Origin of the sequence: Pseudomonas viridiflava (assembly GCF_900602065.1) — a bacterium.
Classification (GTDB): Bacteria; Pseudomonadota; Gammaproteobacteria; order Pseudomonadales; family Pseudomonadaceae; genus Aquipseudomonas.
Genome location: NZ_UWFN01000209.1, coordinates 40147 through 52368 on the forward strand (window position 1 = coordinate 40147; position 12222 = coordinate 52368).

Here is a 12222-nt window from a genome sequence, read left to right on the forward strand (position 1 = left end):
CCTGGAGCGAATGGAGTGCGTGGGACGTGAATATCAGATCAGCCGTTTCTCAGCTTATTGCACAACGCAAACCTCGACACGCTCTCCCAGGAGCGCTTTACAGCGATCCGGATGTCTATCAACAAGACCTTGAACAGCTGTGGCACAAAGACTGGATTTTCGCGGGTCACACCTTCGAACTAGAGAAATCCGGGCAGTACCTTTCACTGCAGATCGGTCAGTATCCGGTTGCCGTAGTTCGTGGTGCCGATGGCGAGATCCGCGCATTCCATAACGCCTGTCGGCACCGGGGCTCAAAGGTATGCCCCGAGGCTAAAGGCAAAGTCGCCAAACTGGTCTGCCCTTACCACAAGTGGACTTTTGAGCTGGATGGGCGGCTATTGTTTGCTGGCAACATGGGCGACGATTTCTACAAGTCCCAGTACAACCTCAAGCCCGTGCATTGTGAAATCGTCAACACCTACATTTATGTCTGTGTGGCTGACGTAGCCCCTGATTTCTCCACTTTCCGTGAAGCAGTAACGCCTTTCCTTGCGCCTCATCTGCTGGATGACTGCAGGGTCGCTTTCGAATCGAACCTGATTGAAAAAGGCAACTGGAAGCTGGTCTTCGAAAACAACCGCGAATGCTATCACTGTGACGGTACCCACCCTGAACTGATGAATTCGTTCGTGGAAAACCTCTCGGTTGCAGGCGTCGGCGGCAGTGATGACCCGGAGCTAAAAGCACACTGGGACCGCTGCGAAGCCGCAGGCATGCCTAGCCAGTTGGTCATGGACGAAGCCGGGCGCTTCCGCATTACCCGGATCCCTCTGTCATCGGGCGCGGTCAGCTACACCATGGATGGCAAGCCAGCAGTGTCTGGCAGGCTGGACAACAGCGGTGAAGCAGACATCGGGGCGCTGCTGTATTTCAACTATCCGTCCACCTGGAATCATTTCCTGGGCGATCACGCCCTGAGTTTCCGCGTCTTGCCTATTGGCCCTAACGAAACACTGGTGACCACCAAATGGATCGTCAAGAAGACGGCTCAGGAAGGCGTTGACTACGATCTTGAACGCCTGACCAAAGTCTGGCTCGCCACCAATGATCAGGACCGCACGCTGGTTGAAGGCGCACAAGTGGGTGTGAACTCTCCCGCTTATGAACCCGGGCCCTTTTCTTCGAAGGCCGAAAATGGCGTCTGCCAGTTTGACGACTGGTATTGCGACATCATGCTCAACAGACTTAAAGATGACAGCGGCAACGCGCCCATAAAACTGAAGTCGGTTGGATAACAGTGTGGCGGTGATTAAGGCAGTCACCGCCAGGCTTTTCTAAAGGACTGACAATAATAACTAACCTTCAGGATGACCTTATATTCAGCGGGCATTACTGAGTCACTTCTTACCTCTGCGCCACGACAACACACTGGAACTTTAACGCGTCCGCAGCGGTATCACGTGCGCGTTCACTGCTCTTCCGGCCATGACTATTCGGAGTAATCCTCTTGAGATTCGAAGGTATTTATACGCCTGCGGTAACCCCGCACACAGCCGATGGTGAAATTGACTGGGCTGTTTTTCCGGAAGTTCTGGAGTCGCTAATCGAAGCCAACGTGCATGGCATTATTATTGGTGGCTCGACGGGCGAATATTATGCGCAGACCGCCGAAGAGCGTCTGAAACTTGCTGCCCGGGCCAAAGAAGTTATTGGTTCGCGTGTTCAGTTGATTATTGGCACCGGCGCCACTCGTACCGAAGATGCCGTGCTGTTTGCCAAGGACGCCAAGGCAATCAAGGCCGACGCGATTCTGGTTACCACTCCCCCCTACGCATTGCCGACCGATCAGGAAAACGCCATTCACGCGTTAACCATCGACCGCGCCGCCAACATGCCGATCATGTTGTACAACTACCCCGGGCGCATGTGCGTACAGATGAACGAGGATTACCTCGCTCGCGTAGGCAAATCAAAAAACGTAGTGGCCATCAAGGAAAGTTCTGGCGACATGGGCCGCGTGCATTTACTCGCTCGTGAATTCCCGCATATCGCGTTGTCCTGCGGCTGGGATGATCAGGCACTGGAGTTCTTCGCCTGGGGTGCAAGAAGTTGGGTGTGCGCCGGTTCAAACTTTCTGCCCCGAGAGCATGTGGCTTTATATGAAGCCTGTGTGGTCGAGAAGAACTTCGACAAAGGCCGGCAAATCATGTCCGCCATGATGCCGCTGATGAATGCGCTGGATGGCGGCAAGTTCGTGCAATGCATCAAGTTTGGTTGTGAGTTGAACGGCCTGAAAGTCGGAGATGTCCGCGCGCCGTTGCGGCCTCTGAACGGCGAAGACAAACGTAGCCTGCAAACCGTTATCGCCAACGTGAAACGCACCGTTGCACACATCACATCAGGAGCCAGCCATGCGTGACCTTCTTACTGCGGATGAATATGCCGCTATTGCACGATCGATTTCGTTTCCCGCCAACGCGTTTATCAACGGTGCATTCAAACCTTCCGTTTCAGGCAACACGCTGGCAACAACCAACCCGGCAACGGGCGAGTTTCTGACCGATCTGGCGGCTTGCACGGCCGAGGATGTGGACATCGCGGTTAGCAAGGCCAAAGAAGCGTTCGACGATGGGCGCTGGAGACTGCTTGCGCCAAGCGACCGGAAAGCCGTGTTACTCAAATTTGCCCGACTGCTCGAAAACAACCGCCACGAACTGGCGGTACTGGAAAGCCTGGACAGCGGCAAACCGGTGCGTGAATGCCAGTTGGTGGATGTGCCCGACACTATTCATACCTTGCGCTGGCACGCCGAATTGATCGACAAGCTGTATGACAACACGGCCCCGGTGGGCAACGACGCGCTGACCATGGTGGTGCGCGAGCCTATCGGAGTGGTGGGCTGCGTGCTGCCGTGGAACTTCCCGCTGTTGATGCTCGCGTGGAAGATCGGGCCGGCGCTGGCCGCCGGTTGTTCGGTGATCGTCAAACCCGCCGAGCAGACCAGCCTGACCACTCTGCGCGTAGCCGAACTGGCATTCGAAGCGGGTGTACCTGCAGGCGTGCTCAATATCGTGACAGGTACCGGCAAAGACGTCGGTGAGCCTATCGGCCTGCACAAAGATGTCGACATGGTGAGCTTCACCGGCTCCACCGCGACCGGTCGGCGCTTCCTGCACTATTCGGCCGATTCAAACCTCAAGCGCGTGGTGCTTGAGTGCGGCGGCAAGAACCCTGCGGTGGTCATGGACGATGCCGAAGACCTGGATCTGGTGGCTGAGCAGGTGGTCAACGGCGCGTTCTGGAACATGGGCGAAAACTGTTCCGCAACGTCTCGACTGTTGGTTCACGCCTCGGTCAAAGACCAGTTGCTGGAACGCATGGGTGCCTACATACGCGAGTGGAAAATGGGTAACCCGATGGATCCTCAGAACCGGGTGGGAGCATTGGTCAGCAGCCTCCATTTCGACAAGGTGAAGTCTTACCTGGACTACGCCAGCGCCGCTAACCTAGACATCGTCTACGGCGGCGATACTCAGGATGGCGCGTTCGTCCAGTTGACCGTGGTGGATGGCGTAGAACGGGACAGCCGACTGTTTCAGGAGGAAATTTTCGGGCCGGTATTGTCAGTCACCACTTTCAATACGATCTCTGAAGCGATCGCTCTGGCAAACGACACGGTCTACGGCCTGGCCGCCTCGGTTTACACCGGCAGCTTGCGCAAAGCGATCAAGCTGTCCCGGGAAATCCGTGCCGGGATTGTCACCGTCAACTGCTTCGGTGAGGGCGATGCCTCTACCCCGTTTGGCGGCTACAAAGAGTCAGGCTTCGGTGGTCGCGACAAGTCGGTTTTCGCTCACGATCAGTACACCGAAATCAAAACCATCTGGATCGATGTGTCTGATCGGTCGGTAGATGAGACCGTAAAATGAGCACACATTCCATCAAGCGCCTGCCGGTAGATACCGGTGTTTCGGGTTGGGAGGCTATTTCCAGACGTGCTACTCCTGTGCGTGAGCTTGATGGGAGCGTGACGGCGGACTGGCTGATCATCGGAGCCGGTTTCGCCGGCCTCTCCGCGGCACGTCGACTGACCCAATTGCGACCCAGGGATCGCATCGTGGTTGTTGACGCTCACGAGGTTGCTACCGGGCCCGCGGGAAGAAACTCCGGGTTCATGATCGACGTGCCCCACAGCCTGTCTTCGGGGGAGTACTCAGTGGCAGGCGAATCAGCAACAGCACGGGAAATTGCGCAGAACCGATTCGCTATCGATTTTGCCGCTCAGGCTGCACGCGACTACGGCATGGCCAGCGAAACCTTTGACCCTTCGGGCAAGATCAACGCTGCCGCCACAGAGCGCGGCGAACGGCTGAACGCCAATTACGCGGCGTCGCTCAAAGGCATCGGCGAGCATTATGAGCTCTTCGATGCTGCGCAAATGCGCGACATCACCGGCTCCACTTACTATCACGGCGGGCTGTACACGCCTGGGGCCGTGATGATCCAACCGGCGCAATACATCCGCGATCTGGCAACCGGACTGAATGAAAAAATCAGCCTGTACGAACGCTCTCCTATCGTCGAACTGTCACGCTCGGGAAATGACTGGACGGCACGCTCTCATCGCGGTCTGGTGACGGCGCCCAAGGTCATTCTCGCCGTCAACGGGCACATCGAAGACTTCGGGCATTTCCAGGGGCGCCTGCTGCATGTGTTCACGTATGCCTCGATGACTGCCGGTTATCATCACGATGATTTCAAAAGAGCAGTGACGGGACGCGAGCGGTGGGCCCTCCTGCCGGCTGACCCCATGGGCGCTACGGTGCGCAAGATCACAGTGGATGGACTTTCACGAATCGTGATTCGCACTAAATTCACCTACGATCCGAGCATTCAAGTGACGCCCCAGCGCGTGGCAGATGTCGCCCGGGAACAACGACACTCTCTGGACGCACGCTTTCCGGAATTGAAATCAACACCGCTGGAATTCAGCTGGGCGGGTCGTCTGTGCCTGAGCCGCAACAGCGCACCGGCATTCGGGGAAATAGAAGAGAACCTGTATTCAGCGTGCTGCGAAAACGGCCTCGGAACGGTCAAGAGCACGCTGGCAGGCGTGATGGCGGCTGAGTTGGCGACGGGCATAAAGTCCAGGTTTCTGGATGATTTCAGTAATACGCCCGGGCCGAGCAAACTGCCTCCGAAAATCCTCACCCGGCTTGGGGTGAGTTCGGTCATCAGCTGGCAGGCCCTTCGCGCTGGCAAGGAAGGCTGAACCAGTGAGTGAACCGCTGGCCAGTATCGAGCGTCCTGTTGGGGCCTCACGCCCACAGCTTGGGATCGTCCTGTGTCTGCTGTCGATGCTGATATTTGCAACTCAGGACGGGATCACCAAGGTACTGGTCAAAGACCTCCCCGTGGCACAGATGGTGATGGTGCGTTATTGGGCATTCGTTATTTTTGCCGCCGTTTATGCCGCCTACCGGGGCGGTGTAAGAACCGCAATACGCAGCAAGCAACCGCGGCTGCAGATACTCAGAGCACTGCTTGGCGTTATCGACGTAGCGCTTTTTGCCTTTGGGTTACGTTTTCTGGGCCTGGCAGAAATGCATGCACTGTATGCGGTCTTCCCATTGATGACGCTGGCGCTGGCCGGGATCATGCTCGGCGAGTTCATCGGCCTGCGCCGCTGGCTCGCCGCAGCCATAGGCTTCACTGGAACGCTGATTATCCTGCGCCCCGGCGCCGGTGTTTTCGAACTGGTGGCGCTGATACCTCTGCTCTCGGCACTGGGCTTTGCATTGTTCAACATCCTTACGCGGCGTATCAGCCAGCATGACTCCTTCGCCACGAACATGCTCTACATGGCCGTCGTCGGCGCGATTGCCATTACCTTTATCGGATTACCCGGCTGGGTAGATCCCACTTTTGACCAATGGCTGTTGATTGGCGTGCTCTCAACGACCGGCATCGTCGCCCAGTTACTGCTCATTCAATCACTCAAACTGGCCACGGCGGGTAGCCTGCAACCGTTCAACTACACCCTGCTGGTATTCGCCACCCTCATCGGTGTGTTCGTGTTTAGCGAGGTGCCGGATGCGTGGACGATCGCAGGAGGTTTACTGGTGATTGCGGGCGGGTTATACGCGATCAAGGCGAAATCCTGAATGCGCAGCGACGTGAGCAGCGCGCTGACTCATTGCGATTGCAGCTCACGCAACTCACCGCCCTCTTGCTGCAGCCGTTGCAGATACGTTTGTGCGTCGAGAATCTGGTAAGGGAAGTACAGGCCGGGTTGCGTCGGTGTTTTACCATCCAGCCCCAATAGCCGCTCAAGAATCATTGCCACGCTGAGCCCCGTCAGGGCGGCAGCGCCCTCCGGATGCACAACGGCATGACGAGTGCGTAGCGGCTCGCCCTTCAGGTCCTCCCCAGCGAGTTCAATGATGATCTCCGTCGACATCGCCCCACCCTGGCGACGGGTCGAGCTCACGCCTGTCGCCAGGTTGAACTGGACGTTGGGCGAACCTGTTGCAGTCGCTAGGCCCACGACGTCGATTGAAGAGAACCCAGTGGATTCGATGGCCGTACCATCCACAGCGTGGAAGCTGGCCTTTGCATCCTCTCCTTCGCGCCAGACATACACACCTTTTCGGCGAGTCATCGCAGCGGGCAACATTCTGTTCAAGTGTTCAAAATCGGTGGCAACGGTTGGCCCTCCGCCGTCCTGTTCATCGACCAGTGCGTTGATGCATATCTCGTCCACCCGGCCAAACGACCGGGCGACTTCGAGCGTAGGCACGGTCGTGGCGCCTACCAGCCATTCGTAACCGAGAACGATAGGCGCAGCATCAGGCGTGTGCATGTAGGCGGCTATTTCCGGTGCAATCTCGAAGATGCCTGAAGAGATACTGAGGTGCGGCACGCCACGCTTCTGCGCATAACGCAGCCCGGCAAGCGAGTGATCCATGTAAAACACCACCACGGCGCTGACCTGACGGTCGCCGAGCCCTAGGTCTTCTGCACCGGAATCAATCTGCACGCCCTGCGCGCCACCGATCTGCTCCGCTGCTTGCTGAGCTTTGCGAAGATCTCGGCCGCCGATCAGCAACGGGATATCGGGATGGGCAGCGCGTAATGCCCGCGCAGTGCGATGGCCAATGGCGCCCGAGCCGCCCATGAACAAAATAGGATTGAGTGACATTGTCGGTTCTCCTTTAGGGGTTTACCTACCATTCGTAGATAGCCTAGCAAGAACCTTATTCGTCGTAACCTACCATTGGTAGGTTTTGTGGTTTTGAACATTTCCATGTCGAGCAGCCAAATATAAGAGCGGTATCGGGCAGCTCAAGCACAGGGATGTCCCGTTTCGAGGATAGGGCTTTTTGGATTGCGCACCAGTCATCCGCGGACATCGTTCAGCAGATGCTGGCAAAGCACGGGAAGAACCTGTCAGACGACGCTTGGCAAAAGATCGCTGACGCAGCCGAGGAAGTGGCTTCCAGCACCAACGGCTCGAACGTCATTACCGTCTGGGGAAATACCTACGACTTGACCACCCAGTTGCATAGCCTCTGACCGACCATCTCCATCTCAAGATGATTATCGCCTGGGGTCAGTCGATGGCTCCGACGACTAAGGACCGCGCCCCCCCCTGCTGGTTGACGCTACGATCAGGGAGTTCACGGGCAACGGTATCTACCTCTTCTCCCACGACGAAATGCTGTACGAGAAGCGCCTGCAGAAGAAAGGCAAGGATCGCTTGACCCGGAGGACATCCGCGTCGACGATACCCACATCTTGGGTCGGGTGCTGTATGTGTGGAATGGCCAGTCGGTGTGAACTAGCGCTACGCGCGGATATCGAGTCGTAGCAAAAGGGAGAAATTGGCATTGCGTGCAGACATCGGAGATGTTTTTGAGCTGCTAAGGATTCTGGACCTTTGGGATTGGTGGAAGGATGCCAGGAACGCACCTGAAGGGACCCGCCTCTATCGCTGGAGATACCTTGTTCAGGGTTTGGTCCTGCTCGTCGGGGTGCCTTTGGTCCTCGCCCTCCCATTGTGGGTAATGTTTCTGTTTTTGAAGCCATGAGTTTGGGTTATCTGAGGATAGGAACTTGTAGGAGCCAGTTCGCCGGGCTTTTCGTATTCGCCCTACCCCAGTCGTTTCATAGACAACTCCATCTTACCCATAAGGTCCCTCTGTTCTTTCAGCGAGAGCACCAGCTTGGCGATGGATCTGCTGGTGGAAAGCTCAGACCAGGAGATCGCTGCTACATACAGCTCGATATCGCCTGATGCGGGATTGATGAGCTTCACCGAGAAGCTGTCGTTTCCACTGACAACGCATTCGCACTTCGAGGGCAAAAACGCTGTTTCAAGAATTCGCTGGATATCTGGTTTTGAATACATCGTGCGTCCTCTGCTGACCCGATAGTTTCATGAAGAGTAGACAAGCTGGGGCGGATTTGTTGCAGATTTTGGTGTGGCCAAGTCTAGCGCCGAACATTTTCAGCCTGACCTTCACGCTTTTTTCACAAGCGGCCTCGTAATTTGAATGCAGGCACTATCAGGCCTTAGCCCGCTCTCCCATCGCGGGCTTTTTCATGTCTGAGATTTGGCTCTGAGGCAAGCGCAATGTGCTCGCCAGCGGTGGCAAGGTAGAATCACCTTTCACCTATGGAGGGGATATGAAGAACGTAATTCAGGGATTTTTAGCTGCCGCGCTTGTTCTGGGGATTGGCATGTTTGGCTGGACTCGCTACGAGACTCAATCTGAGGTCAGTCCGTAGCGCATAGACCCCCATCGCTGCATCTGTACAAACAGTACGGGAAGAATGGTCAGAAGATCGCGGGGCACGCGACGGAGGAAATGACGAAAAACTACCAGCGCGACCACTCGGAAATCGTCTGGTCTGAAGCAATTCCGGACCTGAATATCAGCGAGTTCATCGAATAGTTTTGCGCATCTATTCCGCAGGCACAAAAAAGCCGGTTGAGATAACCGGCTTAAGTGTCTGATTTTACTCAGAGAATATGGTCGGGACGGAGTGATTCGAACACTCGACCCCTTGCACCCCATGCAAGTGCGCTACCGGGCTGCGCTACGCCCCGACTAGGCGTGTATCAGTTTCAATGCTGCGGAAACTTCGAGGAATATAACCTAAGCGTTTGAATTATGGAAGTATCCGGGCGATTTCTACTTGCCCAATACCACCAGAACGTCTTCCAGCTCGACGATCATCTGCCGGAGCAGTTGTTTGTAATCCTGAGTTTCATCCTTGGGTTCGCCAGCGGTCATGCGCAAGCGCGCACCGCCGATGGTGAAACCTTGCTCGTAGAGCAAGCCGCGGATCTGCCGGATCATCAGCACGTCTTCGCGCTGATAATACCGGCGATTACCACGTCGTTTAACGGGGTTGAGCTGAGGAAACTCCTGCTCCCAATAGCGCAAAACGTGCGGTTTTACCGCGCAGAGTTCACTGACCTCACCAATGGTGAAGTAGCGTTTGCCTGGGATCGGCGGTAACTCGTCGTTATGACTTGGTTCCAGCATAAGCCTCAACTCGGGCCTTCAACTTCTGCCCTGGACGGAACGTGACAACACGGCGAGCCGTGATAGGAATTTCTTCCCCTGTCTTCGGATTTCTACCTGGCCGCTGGCGTTTATCTCGCAGGTCAAAATTGCCGAATCCGGACAATTTGACCTGCTCGTTATCTTCCAGAGCGTGCCTGATTTCCTCGAAGAACAGCTCCACCAATTCCTTGGCTTCTCGTTTATTCAGGCCCAGCTCTTCGTACAGACGTTCGGCCATCTCAGCTTTCGTCAGAGCCCCCATACGCTACTTCCTTAACGTGGCGTTTAACCTTTCCTCGAGTGAGGTGAGGATTTTATGCGTCGCCGCATTGACCTCATCGTCGTTAAGAGTGCGCGATGGATGCTGCCAGGTCAAGCCAACTGCAAGGCTTTTTCTATGCGGATCAATGCCTTTACCCTGATAAACGTCAAATAGCCTGAGGTCTGTGAGCCATTCGCCTGCATTTTCTCGAATAACGTCAAGAACTGCAGTCGCTGGAACACCTTCATCAGCCAGCAGCGCCAGGTCACGTCGTACCTCAGGAAAGCGCGACAACTCCTGGAATTTAGGCATCTTACCCAGTGCAACTTCTGCCAGAACCAGCTCGAAAACAAAGACTGGACGATCCAGCCCCAGGGTTTTCGACAATTCAGGGTGAATCGCACCGACATAGCCCACTTCACGACCGTCGCGCTCGATGCGCGCCGTCTGACCAGGGTGCAACGCTGGATGCTTGCCCGGCACAAAAGTGAAAGAGCCCAATGCGCCCGCGAAACCCAATACTGCTTCTACGTCTGCTTTGACGTCGAAGAAGTCAACTACTTCACGACCTTGCGCCCAGCCCTCAGGCAAGCGGCTGCCGCAAACCACACCTGCCAACATCGGCTCTTGCTTCAGGCCGTCCAGTTGACCAACAAAGCGCAAGCCGCTTTCGAAAAGGCGCACACGGTCCTGCTGACGGTTGAGGTTGTGCTGCAGAGACTTGACCAAGCCCGGCCACAACGACGCACGCATAGCGGCCATGTCGTTGGAGATAGGGTTCGCCAACAGCAACGGCTCGGCCCCTGGGCTGAACAGTTCGAACTGCTTAGGATCAATGAAGCTGTAGGTGATTGCTTCCTGATAACCACGAGCGACCAATAGACGACGCAGCTCAGGCAGATCACTGCGGGCTTCGGCCTTGGCTTGCGGCGCCAGACGCGCCTGTGGATAACGAACCGGCAGACGGTTGTAGCCGTATAGGCGAGCCAGCTCTTCGATCAGGTCCACTTCCAGGCTGATATCGAAACGATGACTAGGCACTTCAACGCGCCACTGCCCTGCTGCTTCGGACGAAACAGTGAGGCCCAGCCCATTCAAGAAACCTTCGACTTCGGCGGAGTCCATTTTCAGACCCAGCATCTGCTCGATACGCTCGGCACGCAAAGTAACCGGTGCGATCGACGGCAGATCTTTTTCGCTGACAGCTTCAATTACCGGACCGGCTTCGCCACCGGTAATTTCCAGCAGCAGGCCAGTGGCTCGCTCCATCGCCTTGCGAGCCAGCTGCCAGTCAACGCCACGCTCGTAGCGATGCGAGGCGTCGGTGTGCAGGCCGTAGGAACGGGCTTTACCCGCAACGGCGATCTGGTCAAAGAACGCGCTTTCGAGGAATACATCACGAGTGGTGCTGGAAACACCGCTGTGCTCCCCGCCCATCACACCGGCGATTGCCAAGGCGCGTTGATGGTCAGCAATCACCAGAGTGTCGGAACGCAGGCTGACTTCCTGACCGTCCAGCAGAACAAGCTTCTCGCCCTCTTCTGCCATACGCACACGGATGCCGCCGTTGATTTCAGCCAGATCAAACGCATGCAATGGCTGGCCCAGCTCAACCATCACGTAGTTGGTGATGTCGACCACGGCGTCGATGCTGCGAATATCGGAACGACGCAGACGCTCAACCATCCACAAAGGCGTTGGACGAGACAGATCAACATTGCGAATCACGCGCCCGAGGTAGCGTGGGCAGGCGTTGGTCGCCAGCACGTCAACCGGACGTACTTCATCGTGGGTTACCGCAACAGCAGCAACAGCCGGAACAGCCACCGGGGCCGCGTAGAGCGCGCCTACTTCGCGAGCCAGCCCCGCCAGCGACAGGCAATCGCCACGGTTGGGGGTCAGGTCAACTTCGATGCTGGCGTCATCCAGCTCAAGGTACACACGGAAGTCTTCACCCACCGGCGCATCGGCTGGCAGTTCCATCAGGCCGTCGTTGCCCTCGCCTACTTGCAGCTCGGATTGGGAGCACAGCATGCCGTTGGACTCAACGCCACGCAGCTTGGCTTTCTTGATCTTGAAATCGCCCGGCAGCTCGGCACCGATCATGGCGAATGGAATCTTCAGACCGGGACGCACGTTTGGCGCGCCGCAGACAACCTGAAAGGTTTCCGAACCGTTGCTGACCTGGCATACACGCAGTTTGTCAGCATCGGGGTGTTGCTCGGTGCTCAGCACTTCGCCCACGACCACACCGCTGAATACACCCGCAGCCGGGGTGACGCTATCGACTTCAAGGCCAGCCATCGACAAACGAGCAACCAGCTCGTCGCGGGATACTTGCGGGCTTACCCAGCCGCGCAACCATTGTTCACTGAATTTCATCCTGCTCTCCAAAAAAATGCG

10 protein-coding genes, 1 tRNA gene and 2 pseudogenes are annotated in these 12222 nt (G+C 56.5%); 7 read left to right on the forward strand and 6 right to left on the reverse strand.

Going from position 1 to position 12222, the window contains the following annotated elements:
* The first annotated feature begins 26 nt into the window (after positions 1-26).
* The 5 genes from EE949_RS12120 to EE949_RS12140 all read left to right on the forward strand — a co-directional run bounded on the left by EE949_RS12120 (position 27) and on the right by EE949_RS12140 (position 6146).
* Positions 27-1277: an aromatic ring-hydroxylating oxygenase subunit alpha gene (locus EE949_RS12120; RefSeq protein ID WP_122664517.1), complete on the forward strand. Its 1251-nt coding sequence runs from the start codon at positions 27-29 to the stop codon at positions 1275-1277.
* 212 nt (positions 1278-1489) lie between these two features.
* A complete protein-coding gene (locus EE949_RS12125; RefSeq protein WP_122664518.1) occupies positions 1490-2401 on the forward strand; it encodes a dihydrodipicolinate synthase family protein in 912 nt (303 codons plus the stop codon).
* On the forward strand, positions 2394-3911 hold the full coding sequence (locus tag EE949_RS12130) for an aldehyde dehydrogenase (RefSeq protein WP_122664519.1): 1518 nt from the start codon (positions 2394-2396) through the stop codon (positions 3909-3911). Before EE949_RS12125 ends, EE949_RS12130 begins: the two co-directional genes overlap by 8 nt.
* Positions 3908-5254, forward strand: a complete 1347-nt coding sequence (locus EE949_RS12135) for an NAD(P)/FAD-dependent oxidoreductase (RefSeq protein ID WP_122664520.1) — start codon at positions 3908-3910, stop codon at positions 5252-5254. The genes EE949_RS12130 and EE949_RS12135 overlap by 4 nt, the downstream gene beginning before the upstream one ends.
* Before the next feature lie 4 nt (positions 5255-5258).
* Positions 5259-6146: a DMT family transporter gene (locus tag EE949_RS12140; protein WP_122664521.1), complete on the forward strand. Its 888-nt coding sequence runs from the start codon at positions 5259-5261 to the stop codon at positions 6144-6146.
* Positions 6147-6175: 29 nt separating this feature from the next.
* On the opposite strand, the gene EE949_RS12145 is transcribed toward EE949_RS12140, so the two are convergent.
* Positions 6176-7183: an NAD(P)-dependent oxidoreductase gene (locus EE949_RS12145; RefSeq protein ID WP_122664522.1), complete on the reverse strand. Its 1008-nt coding sequence runs from the start codon at positions 7181-7183 to the stop codon at positions 6176-6178.
* Between the two features lie 197 nt (positions 7184-7380).
* On the opposite strand from EE949_RS12145, the pseudogene EE949_RS30255 reads away from it, so the two are divergent.
* A pseudogene (locus tag EE949_RS30255) lies at positions 7381-7821 on the forward strand (S24 family peptidase); the annotation flags it as partial.
* A 313-nt stretch (positions 7822-8134) separates the two neighbouring features.
* Here the strand turns inward: EE949_RS30255 and EE949_RS12160 are convergent.
* On the reverse strand, positions 8135-8392 hold the full coding sequence (locus EE949_RS12160) for a DUF1652 domain-containing protein (protein ID WP_122664524.1): 258 nt from the start codon (positions 8390-8392) through the stop codon (positions 8135-8137).
* 385 nt (positions 8393-8777) lie between these two features.
* Between EE949_RS12160 and EE949_RS29810 the strand changes: the two are divergent.
* Positions 8778-8939 (forward strand): annotated as a pseudogene (locus EE949_RS29810) (integrase); the annotation flags it as partial.
* Between the two features lie 78 nt (positions 8940-9017).
* Here EE949_RS29810 and EE949_RS12170 read toward each other — a convergent pair.
* The 4 genes from EE949_RS12170 to pheT all read right to left on the reverse strand — a co-directional run bounded on the left by EE949_RS12170 (position 9018) and on the right by pheT (position 12201).
* Positions 9018-9094, reverse strand: a tRNA-Pro gene (locus EE949_RS12170).
* An 85-nt stretch (positions 9095-9179) separates the two neighbouring features.
* Positions 9180-9536: a MerR family transcriptional regulator gene (locus EE949_RS12175; RefSeq protein WP_122664525.1), complete on the reverse strand. Its 357-nt coding sequence runs from the start codon at positions 9534-9536 to the stop codon at positions 9180-9182.
* Positions 9517-9819 carry an integration host factor subunit alpha gene (ihfA, locus tag EE949_RS12180; protein ID WP_002553164.1) on the reverse strand — a complete coding sequence of 101 codons (303 nt, stop codon included), beginning with the start codon at positions 9817-9819 and terminating at the stop codon, positions 9517-9519. The genes EE949_RS12175 and ihfA overlap by 20 nt, the downstream gene beginning before the upstream one ends.
* A 3-nt stretch (positions 9820-9822) precedes the next feature.
* The gene (gene pheT, locus EE949_RS12185; RefSeq protein ID WP_122664526.1) at positions 9823-12201 is read right to left on the reverse strand and encodes a phenylalanine--tRNA ligase subunit beta; all 2379 of its coding nucleotides are present in this window, start codon (positions 12199-12201) and stop codon (positions 9823-9825) included.
* Between the last annotated feature and the right edge of the window lie 21 nt (positions 12202-12222).

Excerpts from the sequence above, each read along its gene's own strand:
- EE949_RS12130 (WP_122664519.1), top strand. The coding sequence starts at position 2,394 with ATGCGTGACCTTCTTACTGCGGATGAATATGCCGCTATTGCACGATCG.
- EE949_RS12135 (WP_122664520.1), top strand. The coding sequence starts at position 3,908 with ATGAGCACACATTCCATCAAGCGCCTGCCGGTAGATACCGGTGTTTCG.
- EE949_RS12145 (WP_122664522.1), bottom strand. The coding sequence starts at position 7,183 with ATGTCACTCAATCCTATTTTGTTCATGGGCGGCTCGGGCGCCATTGGC.
- EE949_RS12160 (WP_122664524.1), bottom strand. The coding sequence starts at position 8,392 with ATGTATTCAAAACCAGATATCCAGCGAATTCTTGAAACAGCGTTTTTG.
- EE949_RS12175 (WP_122664525.1), bottom strand. The coding sequence starts at position 9,536 with ATGCTGGAACCAAGTCATAACGACGAGTTACCGCCGATCCCAGGCAAA.
- ihfA (WP_002553164.1), bottom strand. The coding sequence starts at position 9,819 with ATGGGGGCTCTGACGAAAGCTGAGATGGCCGAACGTCTGTACGAAGAG.
- pheT (WP_122664526.1), bottom strand. The coding sequence starts at position 12,201 with ATGAAATTCAGTGAACAATGGTTGCGCGGCTGGGTAAGCCCGCAAGTA.